22 protein-coding genes are annotated in these 20317 nt (G+C 61.8%); 12 read left to right on the forward strand and 10 right to left on the reverse strand.

The window, feature by feature from the left end; translation table 11 throughout:
* Position 1: 1 nt before the first annotated feature.
* The 5 genes from VWZ85_RS10935 to lpxB all read left to right on the forward strand — a co-directional run bounded on the left by VWZ85_RS10935 (position 2) and on the right by lpxB (position 4016).
* Complete coding sequence (locus VWZ85_RS10935) at positions 2-652, forward strand: OmpH family outer membrane protein (protein ID WP_340545448.1); 651 nt, start codon at positions 2-4, stop codon at positions 650-652.
* A gap of 137 nt (positions 653-789) precedes the next feature.
* The gene (fabZ, locus tag VWZ85_RS10940) at positions 790-1254 is read left to right on the forward strand and encodes a 3-hydroxyacyl-ACP dehydratase FabZ (protein WP_340545449.1); all 465 of its coding nucleotides are present in this window, start codon (positions 790-792) and stop codon (positions 1252-1254) included.
* Positions 1255-1259: 5 nt separating this feature from the next.
* A complete protein-coding gene (gene lpxA, locus VWZ85_RS10945; protein WP_340545450.1) occupies positions 1260-2045 on the forward strand; it encodes an acyl-ACP--UDP-N-acetylglucosamine O-acyltransferase in 786 nt (261 codons plus the stop codon).
* Positions 2046-2049: 4 nt separating this feature from the next.
* Positions 2050-2838 carry an LpxI family protein gene (locus VWZ85_RS10950; RefSeq protein ID WP_416588268.1) on the forward strand — a complete coding sequence of 263 codons (789 nt, stop codon included), beginning with the start codon at positions 2050-2052 and terminating at the stop codon, positions 2836-2838.
* Entirely contained in the window at positions 2835-4016 is a 1182-nt protein-coding gene (lpxB, locus tag VWZ85_RS10955) for a lipid-A-disaccharide synthase (protein ID WP_416588270.1), read from the forward strand. Before VWZ85_RS10950 ends, lpxB begins: the two co-directional genes overlap by 4 nt.
* Before the next feature lie 271 nt (positions 4017-4287).
* Here the strand turns inward: lpxB and mnmA are convergent, their stop codons facing one another.
* Positions 4288-5433, reverse strand: a complete 1146-nt coding sequence (gene mnmA, locus VWZ85_RS10960; RefSeq protein WP_416588272.1) for a tRNA 2-thiouridine(34) synthase MnmA — start codon at positions 5431-5433, stop codon at positions 4288-4290.
* Between the two features lie 149 nt (positions 5434-5582).
* Here mnmA and VWZ85_RS10965 point away from each other — a divergent pair, with 149 nt between their 5' ends.
* From VWZ85_RS10965 to VWZ85_RS10985, 5 genes are all read left to right on the forward strand, one after another.
* Positions 5583-5861 (forward strand): DUF1153 domain-containing protein, encoded by a 279-nt coding sequence (locus VWZ85_RS10965; RefSeq protein ID WP_040104126.1) that lies wholly within the window; start codon positions 5583-5585, stop codon positions 5859-5861.
* 125 nt (positions 5862-5986) lie between these two features.
* Positions 5987-6706 (forward strand): response regulator transcription factor CtrA, encoded by a 720-nt coding sequence (gene ctrA, locus VWZ85_RS10970; RefSeq protein WP_340545454.1) that lies wholly within the window; start codon positions 5987-5989, stop codon positions 6704-6706.
* A gap of 202 nt (positions 6707-6908) precedes the next feature.
* Positions 6909-9104, forward strand: coding sequence for an NAD-dependent DNA ligase LigA (gene ligA / locus VWZ85_RS10975; protein ID WP_416588833.1), 2196 nt, complete (start codon positions 6909-6911; stop codon positions 9102-9104).
* Positions 9101-11191: an ATP-dependent DNA helicase RecG gene (gene recG / locus VWZ85_RS10980; RefSeq protein WP_416588274.1), complete on the forward strand. Its 2091-nt coding sequence runs from the start codon at positions 9101-9103 to the stop codon at positions 11189-11191. The genes ligA and recG overlap by 4 nt, the downstream gene beginning before the upstream one ends.
* A gap of 190 nt (positions 11192-11381) precedes the next feature.
* Positions 11382-11504 carry a hypothetical protein gene (locus VWZ85_RS10985; RefSeq protein ID WP_024097384.1) on the forward strand — a complete coding sequence of 41 codons (123 nt, stop codon included), beginning with the start codon at positions 11382-11384 and terminating at the stop codon, positions 11502-11504.
* A gap of 368 nt (positions 11505-11872) precedes the next feature.
* Here VWZ85_RS10985 and VWZ85_RS10990 read toward each other — a convergent pair whose 3' ends face one another.
* Positions 11873-12325, reverse strand: coding sequence for an iron-sulfur cluster assembly scaffold protein (locus tag VWZ85_RS10990; protein WP_340545456.1), 453 nt, complete (start codon positions 12323-12325; stop codon positions 11873-11875).
* Between the two features lie 59 nt (positions 12326-12384).
* On the opposite strand from VWZ85_RS10990, the gene hisI reads away from it, so the two are divergent.
* Entirely contained in the window at positions 12385-12762 is a 378-nt protein-coding gene (gene hisI / locus VWZ85_RS10995; protein WP_340545457.1) for a phosphoribosyl-AMP cyclohydrolase, read from the forward strand.
* 56 nt (positions 12763-12818) lie between these two features.
* Here hisI and gluQRS read toward each other — a convergent pair whose 3' ends face one another.
* From gluQRS to VWZ85_RS11015, 4 genes are all read right to left on the reverse strand, one after another.
* Positions 12819-13694, reverse strand: a complete 876-nt coding sequence (gluQRS, locus tag VWZ85_RS11000) for a tRNA glutamyl-Q(34) synthetase GluQRS (protein ID WP_416542334.1) — start codon at positions 13692-13694, stop codon at positions 12819-12821.
* Complete coding sequence (locus VWZ85_RS11005) at positions 13691-14305, reverse strand: class I SAM-dependent DNA methyltransferase (protein WP_416536019.1); 615 nt, start codon at positions 14303-14305, stop codon at positions 13691-13693. Before VWZ85_RS11005 ends, gluQRS begins: the two co-directional genes overlap by 4 nt.
* Before the next feature lie 33 nt (positions 14306-14338).
* A complete protein-coding gene (gene trmFO / locus VWZ85_RS11010) occupies positions 14339-15682 on the reverse strand; it encodes a methylenetetrahydrofolate--tRNA-(uracil(54)-C(5))-methyltransferase (FADH(2)-oxidizing) TrmFO (RefSeq protein ID WP_416536016.1) in 1344 nt (447 codons plus the stop codon).
* Between the two features lie 366 nt (positions 15683-16048).
* Entirely contained in the window at positions 16049-16837 is a 789-nt protein-coding gene (locus VWZ85_RS11015; protein WP_340545461.1) for an enoyl-CoA hydratase, read from the reverse strand.
* 128 nt (positions 16838-16965) lie between these two features.
* Between VWZ85_RS11015 and VWZ85_RS11020 the strand changes: the two genes are divergently transcribed.
* Entirely contained in the window at positions 16966-17388 is a 423-nt protein-coding gene (locus tag VWZ85_RS11020) for a PaaI family thioesterase (protein ID WP_416538703.1), read from the forward strand.
* Positions 17389-17391: 3 nt separating this feature from the next.
* Here VWZ85_RS11020 and asd read toward each other — a convergent pair whose 3' ends face one another.
* From asd to VWZ85_RS11040, 4 genes are all read right to left on the reverse strand, one after another.
* Complete coding sequence (gene asd, locus VWZ85_RS11025) at positions 17392-18282, reverse strand: archaetidylserine decarboxylase (RefSeq protein ID WP_416538704.1); 891 nt, start codon at positions 18280-18282, stop codon at positions 17392-17394.
* A gap of 185 nt (positions 18283-18467) precedes the next feature.
* The gene (gene speE, locus VWZ85_RS11030; protein WP_340545464.1) at positions 18468-19322 is read right to left on the reverse strand and encodes a polyamine aminopropyltransferase; all 855 of its coding nucleotides are present in this window, start codon (positions 19320-19322) and stop codon (positions 18468-18470) included.
* Positions 19319-19840 (reverse strand): adenosylmethionine decarboxylase, encoded by a 522-nt coding sequence (gene speD, locus VWZ85_RS11035; RefSeq protein ID WP_340545465.1) that lies wholly within the window; start codon positions 19838-19840, stop codon positions 19319-19321. Before speD ends, speE begins: the two co-directional genes overlap by 4 nt.
* Before the next feature lie 212 nt (positions 19841-20052).
* Positions 20053-20286 (reverse strand): DUF1127 domain-containing protein, encoded by a 234-nt coding sequence (locus tag VWZ85_RS11040; RefSeq protein ID WP_416588276.1) that lies wholly within the window; start codon positions 20284-20286, stop codon positions 20053-20055.
* Positions 20287-20317: the final 31 nt, after the last annotated feature.

A 20317-nucleotide genomic window follows, 5' to 3' on the forward strand; every position in this document is an offset into this window, starting at 1 on the left:
AATGACACGAGCTGTGGACACACGGCACACGGGGGCGCTGGCTGAGATGCTGGCGCCTTTTGTGCGCGGGCTTGCGATGCTGCCGCTGCTGGTGCTGCCTGCGATGGCGCAGGAGACGGCATTACCGGGGGCGGGCTTTGCCTTTGGCGAGACATTGCAGCTGGGCGCACCGCAGACCGGGCTGCTGACCATCCAGTCCGAGCGGCTCTATGCCGAGAGCGCCTTTGGTCAGCGTGTTTCCCAGGAACTGGATGCCGAGGGTGCGGTCCTGACGGCCGAAAACCGCCGGATCGAGGCGGAGCTGCGCGCAGAGGAACTTGAGCTGACCGAGCGCCGCAGCAGCATGGATCCTGCGGCGTTTCGCGCGCTGGCCGATGCTTTTGACAAAAAGGTGCAGGAAACCCGTCGTCAACAGGATCAGAAACTGCGCGATATCAACCAGATCGGCGAAGATGCGCGGCGTGATTTCTTCACCGCTTCGCTGCCTGTGCTGCAACAGATCATGCTGGAAGCCGGGGCTGGAGCCATTCTGGAACACGCCAGCGTGTTTCTGAGCGCAGATGCCGCGGATGTCACGGATCTGGCGATTGCGCGGGTGAACGAAGTGCTCGGCGACGGGCGTGAGAGCCTGCCCGAGGCCACCGGCGAATAGGCTTACCGCGCCCGGCTGGCGATTGCCTCAGGCGGAGGCAGGGCGCCGACCGTGCAGCCATCGCCGGGTCTGCCGCTTGCCGAAGCTGTGGGCAGTTGCTAGGACATACCTAACATTCAGAAAACGGGGAAACCGCAATGACAACCGAGCTGAAAAGCGCCGACATTCACCTGATCCAGCGGATCCTGCCGCATCGCTATCCGTTTCTGCTGGTCGACAAGGTGGTCGAGATCGACGGCTATTCCTCGGCCTGCGGGATCAAGAACGTCACCATGAACGAACCGCATTTCCAGGGCCATTTCCCGGGCACGCCGATTATGCCGGGCGTCACCATCGTCGAGGCGATGGCACAGACTGCGGGCGTGATGCTGGGCGTAGGCATGGATATGATCGACACCGAGCTGCTGATCTATTTCATGAACATCGACAAATGCAAATTCCGCCGCAAGGTGATCCCCGGTGATGTGCTGGAGATGCGGGTGGAGACCACACGTGGCAAGCCCGGTGGCAAGATCTTCAAGTTCAAGGGTGTTGCAACCGTCAATGGTGAGACTGCGGCGGAGGCCGAGTTCTCGGCCATGATCGACGTGCAGAAGGATTGACACAGATGACCCGGATCCATCCCAGCGCGGTGGTCGAAGAAGGGGCGAAGATTGGCGCCGATTGCGTCATTGGCCCGTTCTGCCTGATTGGCCCTGAGGTCGTGCTCGGCGACCGGGTTGAGCTGAAATCCCATGTGGTCGTCACCGGAGATACCGAGATCGGAGAGGATACCACGGTGTTCTCCTTTGCCGTGCTGGGCGAGATTCCGCAGGATCTGAAGTTCAAGGGCGAGCGCTGCAAGACCGTGATCGGCAAGCGCAACCGCATCCGAGAGCATGTGACGGTGAATGCCGGCACCGAAGGCGGCGGCGGGATCACGCGGATCGGTGATGACGGCTTGTTTATGGCCGGTTGCCACATCGCCCATGATGCGCAGATCGGAGATCGTGTGATCGTGGTGAATTCCGCTGCGGTTGCGGGCCACTGCGTGCTGGAAGATGACGTCATCATCGGCGGCCTGTCCGGCATTCACCAATGGGTGCGCATCGGTCACGGCGCCATTGTCGGCGCGGTCACGATGGTGACCAATGATGTGATTCCCTACGGGCTGGTGCAGGCGCCGCGCGGTGAGCTGGACGGGCTGAACCTTGTCGGTCTGAAACGCCGGGGCGTGCAGCGTGCGGATATCACCGCGCTGCGGGCGGCCTTTCAGATGCTGGCCCAGGGCGAGGGCACGTTTCAGGAGCGCGCGCGCCGTCTTGGCGCAGAGAGCGACAGCGAATACGTGCAGGAAATCGTTGATTTCATTACCGGCGAGAGTGACCGCTCTTTCCTGACGCCGGGAGGCTGAGACCATGCTGGCATTGATTGCAGGGCAGGGCGCACTGCCTGCCGAACTGGCCGCGCGCCTGTCCGACCGGCCACTGGTCTGTGCCATGCGCGGCTCCGAGCCCGATCACATTGAGCCGGAGCTGACCTTTCGCCTGGAACAGCTCGGCAGCTTTATCGCGCGCCTGTCGGCCAGCGGTGTGCGCGAGATCTGCCTGGCGGGCGCAGTGCGCCGCCCGGCCATTGATCCATCGCAGATTGATGCCGAGACCATGCCGCTGGTTCCGATTCTGCAGGGGGCGATTGCCGCAGGTGACGACGGGGCATTGCGCGCCATCATCGGCCTTTTTGAGCAGGCGGGCATGTGCGTGCGCGCTGCCCATGAGGTAGCACCAGATCTGGTGATGGCCGAGGGCATCCCGACCGAGGTGCAGCCCGGCGAATTGGACCGGCGCGATGCAGAACGCGGCGCAGAGGTTGTCGAGGCCATGTGCCGCGCCGATGTCGGCCAGTCCTGCGCGGTGCGGCGCGGACAGGCGATTGCGGTCGAGAACCTCTTTGGCACCGACTGGATGCTGACGGCGTTGCAGAACCGGCCTGACGGCACCGGAGGTCTGCTGTTCAAGGCGCCCAAACCCGGACAGGACCGCCGCGCGGATCTGCCCACGATCGGCGTGCAGACGGTTGAGCTGGCGGCCAAGGCTGGGCTGTCGGGGATCGTGCTGGAGGCAGGCGGTGTTATCGTGCTTGATCAGGATGAGGTGGTGGCCACCAGCAATCGGCTCGGGCTGTTTCTCTGGCTGCGCAGCGCATGAGCCTACGGGTGTTCATCCTCGCAGGCGAGCCTTCTGGGGACCGCCTTGGCGGTGCGCTGATGGCAGGTCTGCGGCAGCTCTGCCCGGATATCATCTTTGAGGGGGTTGGCGGCGCGCTGATGGCTGAACAGGGCCTAAAGTCGCGCTTCGATATGTCGGAGCTGTCGGTCATGGGACTGGCCGAGGTGCTGCCGAAATACCGTCAGCTGAAGCGCCGCATTCGCGAAACCGCAGAGGCGGTTCTGGACATGAAGCCGGATGTGATGATCACCATCGACAGCCCGGATTTCTCCCTACGGGTCGCCGCATTGGTGAAAGAAGCCAGCAGTATTCGCACGGTACATTATGTGGCGCCATCGGTCTGGGCCTGGCGCCCCAAGCGGGCGGAGAAGATGGCCAAGGTCATCGATCATGTGCTGGCGCTGCTGCCGTTTGAGCCGCCCTATATGGAAGCGGCTGGCATGGAGTGTGATTTCGTTGGCCACCCCGTTGTGGGGGAGCCACAGGCCACGGCGGAGGAGATTGCCGCCTTTCGCAGCCAGTACCAGCTGGAGGAGGCGCCCTGCATTCTGGCGCTGCCGGGATCGCGGCGCTCTGAGGTGACACGTCTGGCGCCGGTATTCGGTGCGGCCCTGAAACAGTTTCAGGACAGCAATCCCGAATACCGGATCGTGGTGCCGGCCGCAGCTCCGGTTGCCGATCTGGTGCGCAGCCATCTTGCGGAATGGTCGGATACCGCGGTGGTGATCGACCCCAATACGCTGGACGGTGAGGTGGCCAAGGCGCATAAACGCGCGGCTTTTGCGGCGGCGGATCTGGCGCTTGCGGCTTCTGGTACGGTCTCGCTGGAGCTGGCGGCGGCGCGCACCCCAATGGTGATCGCCTATAAGTTTCAGTGGCTCACCTGGCATATCATGCGGCGCATGGCGTTGATTGACACCGTCACGCTGGTCAATCTGGTCAGCGATACACGCGTGGTGCCGGAATGCCTCGGCCCTGAGTGTACGCCGGAGGCTATCGCCAAGGCGCTGATCAAGGTCAAGGCGGCGCCTACCGCGCAATCCTCTGCCATGGCCATCACGATGGAGCGGCTGGGCGAGGGGGGCGAAGACCCCGGTCTGCGCGCGGCCCGCGCAGTGTTGGATCGTTTGTCTGCGCAGACCTCCGCCGTCTCCTGAAGCCTGCCGGATGCAGAGCCTCCGGCAGGTGGCCTCTCGTAGCGCGGGCGCTATGCACCCGCGCGGTGCGCGCCGCAATGCGGGTGACTGAGCATGTGCCGTTGGGCGTGGTGTGGTGATGGATTTTGTTATGCTGAGACGCGCCTAAGGGCAGGTCTGCCCTCAGGCGCTATCTCGATTTTGGGTTTGGGGAGGGCCTGTCAAGGACAAGCCGCGCGTCCCGCGCGGAGGCTGCGCCTTCCCTGACAGACGCACCGTGTTACTGGCCGTGTCAGTAGCCGCGCCAGATCCAGCCGCCGCCAAAGATACGGCTGCCCTCCTCAGCATAGAACACGCAGGCCTGTCCGGGAGAAATACCCTCTTCCGGGGTCAGCAGTTCGACCTCGGCTTCGGTCTCCGAGATCGGACGGATCACCGCATCGCGCGGGGGCCGGGTCGAGCGGACCTTGACCTTCAGATGCCATTCGTCGCGGCTGGTGAAAGGCTCATCGCCGAGCCAGTTGATTTCCCGCACCGGGATGGTGCGGGTGGCCAGCAAGTCCTTGGGCCCAACGACGACATGTTTCTTGTCCACATCCAGTTTCACCACATAAAGCGGTTCGCTCAGCCCGCCGATGCCGAGGCCGCGACGCTGGCCGATGGTGTAGTGGATGACACCGTTGTGACGGCCGAGCACCCGGCCATCGGCATGAACGATGTCCCCCGGCTCCGCCGCGCCGGGGCGCAGTTTCTCGATCACGCTGGCATAATCACCATTGGGAACAAAGCAGATGTCCTGGCTGTCGGGTTTATCGGCCACCGCCAGACCATATTGTGCCGCCATCTCGCGGGTGGCGTCCTTTGACGGCAGATGTCCCAGCGGGAATCGCAGATAGTCCAGCTGCTCGGGGGTGGTGGAGAACAGGAAATAGCTCTGGTCGCGGTTGGCATCCTCGGCCGAATGCAGCTCGGGCCCGTTTGGTCCATCCTTGCGCTGGATATAGTGGCCGGTGGCCATGCAGTCGGCTTCCAGATCGCGGGCGGTTTCCAGCAGATCCTTGAACTTGACCCGTTCGTTGCAGCGGATACAGGGTACCGGGGTTGCGCCAGCCAGATAGCTGTCGGCGAACTCATCGATCACCGCATCCTTAAAAATGTTCTCATAATCCAGCACGTAATGCGGAAAGCCGCGCTCCTCGGCGACTCGGCGCGCATCATGGATATCGATCCCCGCACAGCAGGCGCCTTTCTTTGCAAGCGCCGCACCATGGTCGTAGAGCTGTAGCGTCACGCCCACCACATCATAGCCTTCATCGGCCAAATGTGCAGCAACAACAGAGCTGTCGACGCCACCCGACATGGCGACAACCACCCGCGTCTCCGACGGTGGTTTGGCAAAGCCAAGCGAATTCAGTTGGGGATTGGCATCCTGCGCCATCAGGCGACTCCTCGGATATGTGGGAAAGACACCGCAGAATATAGGAAAATCCTAATGATCCTCAAGGGGGCAGGTTCACCCCTCCTTAAGGCGTTTGCGCGAAATGTGGGGACGGACCAATTTCTATGCTCCACACGAAGGAAGAAAAGATGTTCTTGAAGAAAGTCGATGGCCCGCGCGCTGTGACCCTGCCGGATGGCACGGTGATGACGCGCGCGGATCTGCCGCCAAAGACCACGCGGCGCTGGGTGGCCTCACGCAAGGCGGCGGTTGTGCGCGGTGTCCTCTACGGCTTGATCCCGCAAAGCGAGGCATTGCGCAGATACAGCCTCTCCGAAGAGGAGTTTCGCAGCTGGGTTTCCGCTGTTGCGGACTTTGGCGAGGACGCCCTGAAAGCCACCCGTCTCAAAGACTATCGTAAATCCTGACGCAAAAAAATCATTCAGACTTGAGGTGAACGCGCAAATTAACCATCATGGTAACGGGCCATTAACTTTTTTCCACCAAGGTTAATTCGACCTGAGGGAAACAGTGTACAGGCGGAGAAAATAATATGCGCATTCTTCTTGTTGAGGATGATCCAACAACGGCGAAGAGCATTGAGTTGATGCTGACTCATGCCAACCTCAACGTTTATTCGACCGATCTCGGCGAAGAGGGGATCGATCTTGCTAAACTCTACGATTACGATCTGATCCTGCTGGATCTTAACCTACCCGATATGAACGGCCACGAGGTGCTGCGGCAGCTGCGCATGGCCCGTATCGAGACGCCCATTCTGATCCTGTCCGGTGCAGATGACACCGAAAACAAGATCAAGGGCTTTGGATTTGGCGCCGATGATTATCTGACCAAACCCTTCCATCGCGAGGAACTGGTGGCCCGTATTCACGCCATCATCCGCCGCTCCAAGGGGCATTCGCAGTCGATTATCAACACCGGCAAGATTTCGGTCAATCTGGATGCCAAGACGGTGGAAGTTGCAGGCAAGGCCGTGCATCTCACCGGCAAGGAATACCAGATGCTGGAGCTGCTGAGCCTGCGCAAGGGCACCACATTGACCAAGGAGATGTTCCTGAACCATCTCTATGGCGGCATGGATGAGCCCGAGCTGAAGATTATCGACGTCTTTATCTGCAAGCTGCGCAAGAAGTTGAGCACGGCGACAGGTGGCGATAACTACATCGAAACAGTCTGGGGCCGCGGCTATGTGCTGCGCGATCCGCAGGACGATCAGCTGACTGGTGGTCACCGGATGGCTGTTGGCGCCTGATCCGGCGCGACCTTCATCTCACCCGGTTCCCGAACGATCCCGCTACGGCGGGATTTTTCACGTCTGCCACCTGCGCTGTGGCTGGACGCGATGGCGTCACCGTCCTATCACCTAGCTAAGATAAAGCGAGGCGACAGACGTGACACAGTCAGGCAACAGCGATTTGAACGGTTTGACCAAGGATCAGGCGCGCCGCGAATTTATGGCGTTGCAGGAGCAGTTGCGCGCCGCCGATCTTGCCTATCATCAGGCCGACGATCCCGAGATCAGCGATGCGGAATATGACGCTAAGAAACGCCGCTACCGCGCGCTGGCGGAGCAATTTCCCGATCTGGCTGAGATCGCAACCGAGCTGGAGACGGTTGGTGCGCCGGTAGCCTCCGGCTTTGGCAAGATCACCCATGCACAGCGGATGATGTCGCTGGGCAACGCCTTTGACGACGAGGACGTGCGCGATTTCGACAAAGGTCTGCGCAAATATCTTGGCCTCGGCGCCGAGGACCCGCTGGCCTATACGGCGGAGCCGAAGATCGACGGGCTGTCGCTGTCGCTGCGCTATGAAGCGGGCAGGCTGATCCATGCGGCCACCCGTGGCGACGGGGCGGTGGGGGAGAATGTCACCGAAAACGCCCTGACCATTGCCGATATTCCGCAGCGGATCGACGATGCTCCGGCGGTGCTTGAGGTGCGTGGCGAGGTCTACATGAGCCATGCGGATTTTACGGCGCTGAATGAGCGGCACGCCGCACAGGGTGGCAAAACCTTCGCCAATCCCCGGAATGCGGCGGCGGGATCCCTGCGGCAGCTGAACGCTGAAATCACCCGGTCGCGGCCGCTGCGCTTTTTTGCCTACAGCTGGGGCGAGCTGTCGGAGCCGCTCGCCGATACGCAGTTTTCAGCGCTCGAACGCCTGCAGGGCATGGGCTTTCAGACCAACCCGCTGACCAAATATTGCAAGGGCACAACCGAGCTGATTGCGCATTATCGCCTGATCGAGGAACAGCGGGCGACGCTTGGCTACGATATCGACGGCGTGGTTTACAAAGTGGATGCGCTGGCCTTGCAGGACCGTCTCGGCTTCCGCTCAACCACCCCGCGATGGGCGATTGCGCATAAATTTCCGGCTGAACTGGCCTGGACGCGGCTGGAGGGCATCGACATTCAGGTTGGACGGACCGGCGCACTCAGCCCGGTGGCGCGGTTGCAGCCGGTGACGGTGGGCGGCGTTGTTGTCTCCAATGCGACGCTGCACAATGAGGATTATATCGCCGGGCTGGATTCCAAGGGTGAAGAAATCCGCGACGGCAAGGATATCCGGGTCGGCGACTGGGTTCAGGTCTACCGTGCCGGGGATGTGATCCCGAAGATTGCCGATGTGGATCTGTCCAAACGTCCCGAGAGCGCGGTTGCCTTCGCCTTTCCGACCGTTTGCCCGGAATGTGGCAGCCCGGCCGTGCGTGAGGAGGGCGACGCGGTGCGACGCTGTACCGGCGGCTTGATCTGTCCGGCACAAGCGGTTGAGAAGCTGAAGCATTTTGTCTCGCGCAAGGCTTTCGATATCGAAGGTCTGGGCGCCAAGCAGATCGAAGCCTTTTACAGTGACGCGGGTCTGGCGATCAAAACGCCGGCCGATATCTTTACCCTTCAGGCGCGGGATGCGCAGAATCTGGCCAAGTTGAAAAACCGCGATGGCTGGGGCGAGACCTCTGCCGCCAACCTCTTCGCCGCGATTGACGAGAAGCGCAACATCGCGCTGGCCCGACTGATCTTTGGTCTTGGCATTCGCCACGTGGGCGAGGTCGGGGCGCGCGATCTGGCGCTCCATTATGCGGATTGGGACGCGATGGCGGCGGCTGTTGATCTGGCCCGCCCGGCCGCCCTGGCGCAGCGCGCAGCGGATGAGGCCGAGGAGGCCGAGCGGGTTGCAGCAGCCCAGCAGGGCCGTCGCGCCCGCATCAAGGAAGCGCGAGACCGGGCCATTGCGGCGCTGAACGTGCCTGCGGAGGCCGCCGCGGCATGGGAGGATCTGATCGGGATCGACGGCATTGGCGCAACGCTGGGTCTGTCGCTTTCCGATGCTTTTGCCAATAGCGATGAGCGGGCGGCCTTCGACGCCTTGCGCGGCCATCTGTCGATCATTCCGCCCGAAGCTCCGAAGAACGACAGCCCGGTCACCGGCCTGACGGTGGTCTTTACCGGGACGCTGGAGAAAATGACCCGCGCCGAAGCTAAGGCACGCGCCGAAGCCCTGGGGGCGAAGGTGGCCGGCTCGGTGTCGAAAAAGACGGATATTCTGGTCGCAGGTCCCGGTGCGGGGTCAAAGGAGCAGAAGGCTCGCGATCTTGGTGTGCGGATCCTCGACGAAGACGGCTGGCTGGAGCTGATTGCGGGCGCATGAGCGGCAGACCAGAGATCCTCTTCCCGCTGTTTGCCGGGTTGGAAACGCTTCAGGGTATCGGCCCGAAGACGGCGCAGCATTTTGCGCAGATTGATATAGAAACGCCGCGTGACATGTTGTTTTCGCTGCCTTATTCGGTGGTGGATCGACGGCGGCGCGACAGTATTCGCGGGCTTGATTTTCCCACGGTTGCAACGGTTGAGGTGACCATCGGCGCGCATCGGCCGGCGCGGAACAAGGGGGGCGCCTACCGGATCCAGGTGAGCGACGCCGAGGAGGAATTCCAGCTGGTATTTTTCCACGGTCGCAGCCGCTATCTGGAGGCCCAGCTGCCGGAGGGGGCGCGGCGGGTGGTGTCGGGCAAACTGGAACTGTTTGATGGCATGGCGCAGATGGTGCACCCTGACCATATGCTGCCGCTGGCAGAGGCTGCCGAGATCCCCGATTTTGAGCCGGTCTATCACCTGACCCATGGTGTGTCGCAGAAAACCATGTTCAAGGCGGCGCAAAGCGCGCTATCGCGCTTGCCGGAGCTGGCCGAATGGGCAGATCCCTCGCAGATCACCAAGGAATCCTGGCCAAGCTGGCAGCAGGCGCTGCGCGCTGCGCATAACCCCGATGGGCCGGATGCGCTGGCAGCAGAGGCACCCGGTCGGACACGTCTTGCCTATGATGAGCTGTTTGCCCATCAGCTGACACTGGCGCTGGCGCGGCTGCGGGATCGGACGTTGCCGGGGCGCAGCAGCCTGGCCAGCGGGGCGTTGCAATCGCGGGTGCTTGCGGCCTTGCCCTATCGGCCGACCAATGCGCAGGCCCGCGCAATTGCGGAGATCACCGCCGATATGGCGGCTGGCGCGCGGATGAACCGTCTGTTGCAGGGCGATGTCGGGGCTGGCAAAACTCTCGTTGCTTTCATGGCTTTGCTGGTCGCAGTTGAAGCAGGCGGGCAGGGTGTCATGATGGCGCCGACAGAAATTCTGGCCCGTCAGCATCTGGAGGCGCTGCGCCCGCTGGCGGAAACCGCAGGCGTGGTTCTGGAAATCCTGACAGGCCGCGACAAGGGCCGGGAGCGGGCCGCAAAATGCGCGGCGCTGGCGCGGGGGGACATTCATATTCTGGTCGGCACCCATGCGGTGTTTCAGCCGGATGTGGTGTTTCGGGATCTGCGGCTGGCGATTGTCGACGAACAGCATCGGTTTGGCGTGCGTCAGCGCATGGAGCTGGCGGAAAAGGGCAAAGGCGCGGATGTGCTGGTGATGACCGCAACACCGATTCCGCGGTCGCTGGCGCTGACGCAATATGGCGATATGGAAGTTTCGGTACTGGATGAAAAACCGCCCGGTCGCAAACCGGTCAAGACTGCGGTTATCAGCACCGAGCGGATGCAGGAGGTGGTCAGCCATCTGCGCGGCGCCATCGAAGCCGGGCGGCAATGCTACTGGGTCTGTCCGCTGGTTGAGGAATCTGAGGTGATGGATCTGACCGCCGCCGAGGAGCGGTTCAAACATCTGCGGGCGGCGCTGGGAGATGGCGTGGTCGGGCTGGTTCACGGACAGATGCCCCCGGCGGAGAAAGACGCGGCGATGGCTGCCTTTCAGGCTGGAGAGACCAAGGTTCTGGTGGCCACGACGGTGATCGAGGTCGGAGTCAATGTGCCCAATGCGTCGATCATGGTGATCGAGCGGGCCGAGATATTCGGCCTTGCACAGCTGCATCAGCTGCGCGGCCGCGTCGGGCGCGGGGATGCGGCTTCGACCTGTCTGCTGCTCTATCAGGCGCCGCTCAGCAAGGGCGGCCAGAAACGGTTGGAGATCCTGCGCGAGACCGAGGATGGTTTTCGCATTGCCGAAACCGATCTTGAGATGCGCGGTGCGGGCGACGTCATCGGCACCGCACAATCGGGGCTGCCGCGATTCCGCATCGCCGATCTGGACCGTCAGGCCGGGTTGATGGCTGTTGCACAAAGCGACGCGCGGGCCCTGCTGGCCAGCGATCCCGATCTGTCCAGCCCGCGCGGACAGGCGGCGCGGGTTCTTCTGTGGCTGATGAAACAGGATCAGGCGATCCGTTTGATTTCTGTCGGTTAGCACGTCTTCCTGAGCTGAACCTTCATCAGCGGCGGCCCTTATGATCGGGACGCTGCTTTGCGTTTTTGCGCCGTGTTCTCTCGTGTTCGCAAATGTTCTCATAAAGTTCTTTACAGCTGCGTTTGAATATGAGAACAAATAGGCAACAACACGCCAGAGAGCGAGCGCAAGACAGACAGGAGGATGCACCATGATGACCCAAATCAAGACGACTGTTCAGAATGCCCAATCGACACTGTTGCAAGACGCCATTGGCGCGGCGGCACTGGTTGTGATGCTGGTCGCGGGGTTGCACCTGCCGGGTCTGCTGTGATGACGCCGGGCGACCAGCCTTGAGTTTTTGAGATTTCCTGATCGCACTCTTTATGCCGGACGGGGCCGCCTGTCCCAAGCCTGCCCGGTTTGCCTGCCGGTCTGGCCGACCTGCCTCAGGTCAACAGGCCCCGTTCGGGTCCCGCATGAGAGAGCATACTGCCGCCGCCACCTGTCAGGTGTGCGGCGGTTTTTTCATGTGGCCCTTTTGGAGGGGTTGTTCTGGCTGTCGTCACGGGCGCTGGTGAGACAGGCATATCAATCGGCGGCTGAGATGGCGGCCTTGGATCATGACTGCGGATCTGCCTTATTGGCGTGAGCGACTGATCCAACGTGTTGAACTTGTAACGCTGGATCGGCAGGCGGCCATCAGGCGCAGCTCTGTTCCTGATGGGTCTGCATAGCCTCATAGGTGGCATCGAGCGCCAGCATGATCGAGGCGTGGCGGTTCTTGAACTCGCGGGCGGGGATCAGGACTTCAAACCCGTCAAACGGCGCGTCCGGAACCGGGCCATCTTCGGTCAGCATGGCCTTCAGCTGCTGGCGGGCACGCTCAACCTCGGGCAGGGTGCGACCCAGGATGACCTCGCCGACAACCGCCGCCGAGGCCTGGCCAAGCGCACAGGCTTTGACGTCCTGACCAAATCCGACAATCGCGCCATCCTCGATCCGAAGATCGACGGTCACGGTCGAGCCGCACAGGGGCGAGCGTTTTTTAACCGTAACATCCGGGGCGTCGAGACGATCCAGATGCGGGATATCGGCGGCCAGGGCCAGGATCCGTGCGGAGTAGAGTTTTATCAGATCAGTCTCGCCGGACATCGGATACCTCGGGCTTTCCCTTACGTGCTGTTCCCAATACATAGGGAGCCAGTCTCCAGATGCAAAAGGTTTTTGCCATGTCGTTTGATCCTCTTAGCCTAAAGTACAATGAGGCCGGGTTGATCCCCTGCATCGCGCAGCAGGAGGGCAGCGGCGAGGTCCTGATGATGGCCTGGATGAATGCCGATGCGGTGAGACAGACGCTGGACAGTGGCCGGGTCACCTATTGGTCGCGGTCGCGGCAGGCATTCTGGGTCAAGGGCGAAAGCTCGGGACATGTGCAGGAACTGGTCGATCTGCGCGTGGATTGCGATCGCGATTGCCTGCTGGCGGTGGTGCGTCAGACCGGGCCTGCCTGCCACACCAACCGGCGCAGCTGTTTTTATACTGCCCTTCGCGATGGCGATGAGGTCGAGCTGATGGCGCCGATGGTCTGACAGCAACCGGCTGAGGGGACGGCCCGGTGCGGGCCGTGCCTCCGGCGGGGATATTTCTAGCCAGAAGATGTCTGTTCGGGCACCGCAGCGCAGCCGACCATGGCGCGGATCTGCGACGGGCTGACGCCTTCGGCGCGGTATTTGGCGAGGGCACGGGCATCGTCGCGCTTGGCAAGTCGCTTGCCCTGATCGTCGCGGATCAGCCCGTGGTGGTGGTAGATGGGTGTCGGCAGGCCGAGCAGTGCCTGGAGCAGCACGTGGATCTGCGTAGCCTCGAACAGATCCTCTCCACGCACGACATGGGTGATCTGCTGATCGGCATCATCGACCACTACGGAGAGGTGGTAGGCGCTGCCCATGCCGCGGCGGACGAGGATAATATCGCCGACCGCGGTGAGCAGCTGATCGGGGTTCAGCCGGTGCCGGCCCTGATGGGATAGGCCGGTTTCCGAGAAGCTGCGCAGGCTGGCCGCATCCAGCGCTTTTGCCATGTTGAGCCGTATCACGTCCTGCGGTGCGGCGTCGGCCATTGCGCGGCTGCGGCAGCTGCCCGGATAGATGCGCCCGTCGGGGCCGAATTGCGGTACGCCTTCTTGCGGCGCGCCTGCGGCGGCCTCGATATCGGCGCGGTTGCAGCGGCAGGGATAGGTGAGCCCCATTGCCGCAAGCTGATCCAGCGCGGCGCGATAGCGTGGCAGCCGTTCGGACTGGCGCATCACCGGTTGCGGCCAGCGGAGGCCGAGCCAATGCAGGTCGTCATAGATCTGCGCCTCCCAGCTGGGCCGGGAGCGGGATTGGTCGATATCTTCGATGCGCAGCAGGAAAATGCCCTCCGCTGCCCGCGCCATATCATGTGCCAGAAGCGCCGAATAGGCGTGGCCGAGGTGCAGTGGTCCAGTTGGGGATGGCGCAAATCGGGTTGCGAATGTCACGCTTTCTCAATCACATAAACGGTGGACTTCAGGTTGATTCCGGGCAGGTGGTCACCGTGTTCCCGAAACAGCAGCCGTGCCGCCGAACAATCCAGCCATTCGTTGAGCTTGCCGGTATAGGCGGGATCCTCCAGTGCGTGATCATTGTAGGAAAAGGCAAAGAGGCCGCCGCGCGGCAGGGCGTGCAGGATGCTGTCGAAGACCGCAGGCGGAGCGGCACCGGTGCCCAGAACGCCGCAGCCGGTGATCAGACGATAGGCGCCCTTGGGGATTGGCTGGCGGTCGGCGGCGTCGATCTGCGTCAGTTGGCGGTAGGCGTCTTTGGCTCGGGCCTGCTCCAGCATCCGGGCGGAGGGCTCCATCCCGTCGACGGTTTCAAACCCCTGGAGGCGCAGCGCCAGACCTGACAGGCCGGTGCCGCAGCCAAAATCCAGAACGGGTTCGCTCATGTCCGATTGGAATTTCGCCAGCGCCAGGGCAATCCGTCCCGGCGTCGCGTAACCGTTCTCGGCGATTTCGGCATCGTAGGAAGCGGCCCATTGGTCGTAATGCGCCAGGGTCGCTTCCGGTGTTTCCAGGTCATAGGATTTGTCGAGGAACTTTTTGCTCATGACGACAGTTTATGCCTTCGCCGCCCGAAGCGTCTAGGAAAAGTTGCCAAGCCAGTCCTGCCACGCGGCTTTGGCCCGGTCGGTATAGGCCTTGTAGCGGTCCTTGCGGCCACGGCGGCCGCCTTTGAGACCATCGACCGGACGGAACAGGCCGAAGTTCACATTCATCGGCTGGAAGGTCTTGGCCTCGGCGCCGCCGGTGATGTGATGGATCAGGGCGCCCATGGCGCTGTCCTGCGGCACCTCTGGCAGCTCCTGACCAAGGATTTCGGCAGCGGCCATACGGCCGGCCAGCAGGCCCATGGCGGCGCTTTCCACATAGCCTTCGACCCCGGTGATCTGGCCGGCAAACCGCAGGTGCGGTTTTGATTTCAGCCGCATCTGCGCGTCGAGCAGGGTGGGGGAGTTCAGGAATGTGTTGCGATGGATGCCGCCGAGGCGGGCAAAGCTGGCGTTTTCCAGCCCCGGAATCATCCGCAGCACCTCTGTCTGGGCGCCGTATTTCATCTTGGTCTGGAAGCCGACGATGTTGAACAGCGTTCCCAGCGCATTGTCGCGCCGCAGCTGGACCACCGCGTGCGCCTTGACCTCCGGCTGGTGCGGGTTGGTCAGCCCCACCGGTTTCATCGGGCCATGGCGCAGGGTTTCACGGCCGCGTTCGGCCATCACCTCGATCGGCAGGCAGCCATCGAAATAGCCTGCGGTCTCACCCTCGTGGAATTCGGTCTTGTCGGCGGCCAGCAGTGCGTCGATGAACGCTTCATACTGATCCTTGTCCATCGGACAGTTGAGGTAGGCGGTGCGCTCTTCTTCGGTCTCACCCTTGTCGTAGCGCGACTGCATCCAGGCCTGCGACATGTCGATGCTGTCGGCGTAGATGATCGGGGCGATGGCGTCGAAGAAGGCCAGCGCCTCGGCGCCGGTCTCACGTTGAATGGCCTTGCCGAGTTCAGGCGAAGTCAGCGGACCGGTGGCAAAGATCCAGTGGCCATCGGCGGGCAGCTCGGTGATTTCCTCATAGGAAACTGTGACATTCGGCAGCGCCTTCAGCCGCGCGGTGACGGTTTCGGCAAAAGGCTCGCGGTCCACCGCCAGTGCGCCGCCGGCGGGCAGGCGGTGTTGTTCGGCGGTGGACATGATCAGCCCGTTGGCTGCGCGCATCTCCCAATGCAGGAGGCCCACGGCGTTCTGCTCGTCATCGTCTGAGCGGAAAGAGTTGGAGCAGACCATCTCGCCCAGATTGCCGGTCTGATGGGCAAAGGTTTCCACCTTTGGGCGCATTTCGTGGATCACCACCTCTACGCCCATATGTGCGGCCTGCCATGCGGCCTCTGAGCCGGCCATGCCGCCGCCCACGATATGCAATGTTTTTGTCATGCCCGCCACATAGGGCAGCTGGGGCCGTCACGCAATATTGCGCGGTGCGGCTTGTGCAGATCGGCACGAAAAACTGGTGCTTTTTGGGCCGAGCGAGCCTGTCGCAAGCAGTGGATATGTCGACTGGTCTGAGCGGGAGGGGTATTGGGGTCGCTGGGGAACTGTCTGGCCGGGGGAGAGACCCGGTGGAGGGACGGTCCGCATCAGCGACCCTAATTGTGCTGGGGTTCGTGACCATGTCTCACAAGCCCTGCCCAATCTTTGCCATGATCTTGCCTTGTTTGAAAGACCTGACATGGAAACAATAAATCACCAATCGTAAACAAAGACTAAAATTTTCGATGTCTTTTAGATTTTTTGAGCAGATCAGCGATTTTTCCAGTCCGGGTCGCGTTTTTCCAGAAAGGCATCAATACCTTCGACCGTGTCGCGCAGCATCAGGTTTTCGACCATGACGGCGCCGGTGTGGGCATAGGCATCGGCCGTGGGCAGCTGAAGCTGGTCATAAAACGCGCGTTTGCCGATCTTGACGGCGGCGCCGAGTTTGCTTGCCACGGTTTGGGCGAGGGCATTTGTGGTCTCGGTCAGATCCTCAGCTGCGGCGATGCGGTTGATCAGCCCCAGCTCCTCGGCGCGGGTGGCGTCAATGAAATCGCCGGTGGTCAGCATTTCAAAGGCATGTTTGCGCGAGATATTCCGGGTCAGCGCCACCATGGGAGTGGAGCAGAACAGGCCGATATTGACGCCATTGACGCCAAACCGTGTGCCCTCGGCGGCGACGGCCATATCGCAGGAGGCCACCAGCTGGCAGCCGGCTGCGGTGGCAATACCGTGGACTTGTGCGATTACCGGCTGCGGGATCTGTTGCAGGCCCAGCATCACCTCGGTGCAGCGGGCAAAGAGATCGGCGAAATAGGCCTGTCCGCCATCCTCGGCCTGCCGCCCGGCTGTCATTTCACGCAGATCATGGCCCGCGCAGAACGCCTTGCCCCGTCCGGCGAGGATGACGACGCGGGTTTCGTCGTCGTCGCGCAGGCTGTCGATCTGCCCCTGAAGTGCGGCCAGCATCCCGTCCGACAGCGCATTCAGCCGCTCGGGCGCGTTGAGATGGAGCGTGGCGATGCCGTTGCTGTCGTGACGTTCCAAAATTGTCATCTTGTGTCCCTCCCCGGATTAAGGCCAACGTTAGAACATGTTGCACTTAGGGGGGAACCGGTATTGCGCCGCCACCCCATGCGACATCGGCTCGCAGGGAACCGGCAACAGTGAGGGAGAGAGACAGCATGGGCTTGGCGTTTGATGCCGCAGGGTTGGGAGCTTATCTGCATGAGGTGTTTGCAGAGGTGGCCAATGATTTTGTGATTGACCGGCTGGATGAGGACGGGATCACGATGCGGCTTCTGGTGGATGAGCGTCACCTGCGCCCCGGTGGGACCGTTTCAGGACCGTCGATGTTTGGTCTGGCCGATGTCACCATCTATGCGCTGGTGCTGTCGCGGCTGGGGCGCAAGGCGCTGGCGGTGACCACCAATGCCTCGTTCGACTTCATGCGCAAACCGGCAGGCGGCACGCCCTTGATTGCCGAAGGCAAGCTGCTGAAACTGGGACGCCAGCTGGCGGTGGGCGATGTGCTGTTATTCTCCGAAGGGGATCCGCGTCCGGTGGCCCGCTCCACCATGACCTATGCCATCCCGCCAGACCGGTAGGACCTAGCGCGCAGTGGCCAGCGGCTGGCCAACTTTCACCAGGGTTTCGCGGCCCCTGGCGCTATTGGTGACCAGATCGTCACTGAACTGCACGCGGCCCGGTTCGAACACCACCACAACGGTGGAGCCGCCGAATTTGAAATAGCCCTTTTCGTCCATCTTCTGCACCGCGCCCGAGGTGCGGGTGTTGACGATGGAGCCAACGCCAAAGGCGCCGACCTCGACAAAGGCGTAGCTGCCAATGGTGTCTGTGTCGATCAGGGTCCAGCTGCGTTTGTTCTCGCCAAAGACATCCGGACCTGCGCCAAGCGCGATGGGGTTCACCGAATGCAGCGCGCCCGGAATATCCTGCGCGGCGGTGATGCGACCGGCGGCCGGGAAGTGGTAGCGGTGGTAATCCGCAGGACAGAGCCGGACGATGGCCAACGCGCCACCAACAAAGCGGTCAGAAATACCGGGCAGCATGGTCCGCACCGACATCGGATGTCCCTTTACGGGGACAAAGACATCCTCCGCCAGCTCGGGAAAGACCAGCACCCGACCATCGGCGGGGCTGACGATTTCGCTGGGATCGTCGCTGTAGGGACGTGCCTCCGGCCTCAGGTGGCGGGCAAAGAAGGCGTTGAAAGTTGCATAGTTTTCCGTCGGTTCCGTTGCCTCGCTCATGTCGATGGCAAGATCGTCGACCACGGTCTGGATCTTCCCTCTGGAGAGGGACGAATCAAACCATGCTCCCATCAGGCGGCTGATCAGGGCGGAGCGGAACAACAGTTTTTCCACCGGTTTTGCGCTGGCGTTCTGATAGGCCCAGCGGATCCATTTTTCACCCAGAACGACCTCTTCAAAGGTGTCTCCGGTGTCGCGGTCAACAACTAGGATAGGGTCGCGCTGCATGGGGCCTGCCAGATTTTGTTTCGCTCCCGCCGCGCCTAGCAAGAAGCGGCAGTCACGCCAAGGGGGATTTGGAGCGCAAGGCGACGGGCAGGCCGCCACGGCCCAAAGGTCCGGTGTCCGTGCGACGTGATTTTTTGCCAGGAGAGCAACGAAAAAGGGGGCCGAAGCCCCCTGATGCCTGCCCCTTACGGGAACAGCTTCTTCACATAGTTCGGCAAGGCGAATGCGGCCTTGTGAACCTCCGGGTTGTAATAGCCGGTGTCGATCCCCGCGGCGGCAAAACGTGCCTCCAGATCCGCAAGGCTCACGCTGCGCGCCTTGTCCGAATGGCTGCCCCAGCCAAACGCCATCGGGCCACCCGCATAGGTCGGCACGGTGGCCAGATAGCAGGAGGCATCCGCAAACAGCGCCTGAAACGCCCGCAGGGTGCCGGTCAGCTCATCGCCCTGCATGAAGGGCACGCCATTCTGCGTCACGATGATGCCATCCTCAGTCAGCGAACGGGCTGCGTGGCCATAGAAAGTATCGGTGAACAGCACCTCGCCGGGGCCGATCGGGTCGGTGGAATCGACGATGATCACATCGAATTTCTCGGTGTTCTCTTTCATGAAGAGCGCACCATCGTTGATCACCAGATTGAGGCGGGCATCATCAAAGGCGCCATCGCTCAGCATCGGCAGGTATTCTTTGGAGAATTCCACCACACCGCCGTCGATTTCCACCATGGTGACATGCTCGACCGATGGGTGGCGCAGCGCTTCGCGCGCCATGCCGCCATCGCCGCCACCGATGATCAGCACCCGTTTTGCATTGCCATGGGCCAGAATCGGCACGTGGGTCAGCATCTCGTGGTAGATGAAGTTATCGCCTTCGGTGGTCTGCACCACGTCGTCCAGCGTCAGAATGCGGCCAAACTGGCCGTTCTGAAACACCTTCAGACGCTGGTGCTCGGTATTGCTGTCATAGAGCATCTCATCGACGCGCAAACGCTGGGCGTAATGGGCGTGTAGGCCTTCGGTGATCCAGGTGTGATCACTCATGCCGCCACTTCCTTGGTCAGGATGCCCTTTGCCAGGAACTCCTCGCCGCGCAGCAGTTCGCGCACCGCAACCGTCGGTGTGTCGAAGGCTTCTTTCAGCACATCAACCGCTTTCCACGGCTCGGCATCGCCGCACATGAAGACGTCAAAGGCGCCATAGCCGATCTCGGGCCAGGTGTGGACGGAGATATGGCTTTCGGCCAGAACGGCCACGCCGGAGACGCCTTGCGGCGAGAATTTATGCGTATGGATGTGCAGCAGCGTTGCGCCACAGACTTCGACACACTTGCGGAAGGCGTTCTGAATGCGGGTTTCGCAATCCAGACCGCTGCCGTTCATGACCTCGATAATGAGATGGGTTCCGGCAAATACCTTTCCATCCCGACGGATGAAATGGTCTTCGCGATCCGAATCCACAAGTGAGTTTACGATCGCAGTGGTTGCACTGCGGGCGGTATCTTCCTCTTGGGCGCCTGTCTCCAGACCGATCCCCAGTTGGAAGAGGTTGGCGTCCGTCATGACACTCCCCTTCGTTCCAGTAGATGACAATCCAGCCGGCCCTTAGCGCCCCCCCGGATAAGAGTCCGGGGTTGGGATCGGTACCGAAAGTGAGGGGGCATCTATTGTGGGGGCGGGATTCGATCAAGGGGTTTTTTGTAAAATGAACACCATCGTGCCATAAAAAAGACCGGGGCAAGCCCCGGTCATCAGGTGGTTCCGTTGCCCGGGGATCATGGGCGCCAGAACGGAAGAGTCCCTTGATACTCGGCGTCCTCGCGGGTCAGCCCAACATCTTTGAGCAGTTCCGGCGGCAGTTGACGCAATGCCTGTCGCGTGCGCTGACGCACGGTCCATTTGGTGACCAGAACCGCAAAGGAGACCGCGATCTCAGCCAGCACCGGCAGGGTGGGGCGGCTGGAAAGATAGATCATTTCGGGCGAAGAGGGTGTTGCGTTCTGTGTCATGGCAGTTTCCTATTGTATTGATACAATCCTG

Source organism: Phaeobacter sp. JH20_29 (assembly GCF_048056175.1).
GTDB lineage: Bacteria > Pseudomonadota > Alphaproteobacteria > Rhodobacterales > Rhodobacteraceae > Phaeobacter > Phaeobacter bryozoorum.

Excerpts from the sequence above, each read along its gene's own strand:
- VWZ85_RS10935 (WP_340545448.1), top strand. The coding sequence starts at position 2 with ATGACACGAGCTGTGGACACACGGCACACGGGGGCGCTGGCTGAGATG.
- VWZ85_RS11040 (WP_416588276.1), bottom strand. The coding sequence starts at position 20,286 with ATGACACAGAACGCAACACCCTCTTCGCCCGAAATGATCTATCTTTCC.
- fabZ (WP_340545449.1), top strand. The coding sequence starts at position 790 with ATGACAACCGAGCTGAAAAGCGCCGACATTCACCTGATCCAGCGGATC.
- lpxB (WP_416588270.1), top strand. The coding sequence starts at position 2,835 with ATGAGCCTACGGGTGTTCATCCTCGCAGGCGAGCCTTCTGGGGACCGC.
- recG (WP_416588274.1), top strand. The coding sequence starts at position 9,101 with ATGAGCGGCAGACCAGAGATCCTCTTCCCGCTGTTTGCCGGGTTGGAA.
- VWZ85_RS10950 (WP_416588268.1), top strand. The coding sequence starts at position 2,050 with ATGCTGGCATTGATTGCAGGGCAGGGCGCACTGCCTGCCGAACTGGCC.
- hisI (WP_340545457.1), top strand. The coding sequence starts at position 12,385 with ATGCAAAAGGTTTTTGCCATGTCGTTTGATCCTCTTAGCCTAAAGTAC.
- VWZ85_RS11020 (WP_416538703.1), top strand. The coding sequence starts at position 16,966 with ATGGGCTTGGCGTTTGATGCCGCAGGGTTGGGAGCTTATCTGCATGAG.
- VWZ85_RS10985 (WP_024097384.1), top strand. The coding sequence starts at position 11,382 with ATGATGACCCAAATCAAGACGACTGTTCAGAATGCCCAATCGACACTG.
- mnmA (WP_416588272.1), bottom strand. The coding sequence starts at position 5,433 with ATGGCGCAGGATGCCAATCCCCAACTGAATTCGCTTGGCTTTGCCAAA.
- VWZ85_RS10990 (WP_340545456.1), bottom strand. The coding sequence starts at position 12,325 with ATGTCCGGCGAGACTGATCTGATAAAACTCTACTCCGCACGGATCCTG.
- lpxA (WP_340545450.1), top strand. The coding sequence starts at position 1,260 with ATGACCCGGATCCATCCCAGCGCGGTGGTCGAAGAAGGGGCGAAGATT.
- VWZ85_RS10965 (WP_040104126.1), top strand. The coding sequence starts at position 5,583 with ATGTTCTTGAAGAAAGTCGATGGCCCGCGCGCTGTGACCCTGCCGGAT.
- ctrA (WP_340545454.1), top strand. The coding sequence starts at position 5,987 with ATGCGCATTCTTCTTGTTGAGGATGATCCAACAACGGCGAAGAGCATT.
- ligA (WP_416588833.1), top strand. The coding sequence starts at position 6,909 with ATGGCGTTGCAGGAGCAGTTGCGCGCCGCCGATCTTGCCTATCATCAG.
- speD (WP_340545465.1), bottom strand. The coding sequence starts at position 19,840 with ATGACGGACGCCAACCTCTTCCAACTGGGGATCGGTCTGGAGACAGGC.
- VWZ85_RS11005 (WP_416536019.1), bottom strand. The coding sequence starts at position 14,305 with ATGAGCAAAAAGTTCCTCGACAAATCCTATGACCTGGAAACACCGGAA.
- asd (WP_416538704.1), bottom strand. The coding sequence starts at position 18,282 with ATGCAGCGCGACCCTATCCTAGTTGTTGACCGCGACACCGGAGACACC.
- speE (WP_340545464.1), bottom strand. The coding sequence starts at position 19,322 with ATGAGTGATCACACCTGGATCACCGAAGGCCTACACGCCCATTACGCC.
- trmFO (WP_416536016.1), bottom strand. The coding sequence starts at position 15,682 with ATGACAAAAACATTGCATATCGTGGGCGGCGGCATGGCCGGCTCAGAG.
- VWZ85_RS11015 (WP_340545461.1), bottom strand. The coding sequence starts at position 16,837 with ATGACAATTTTGGAACGTCACGACAGCAACGGCATCGCCACGCTCCAT.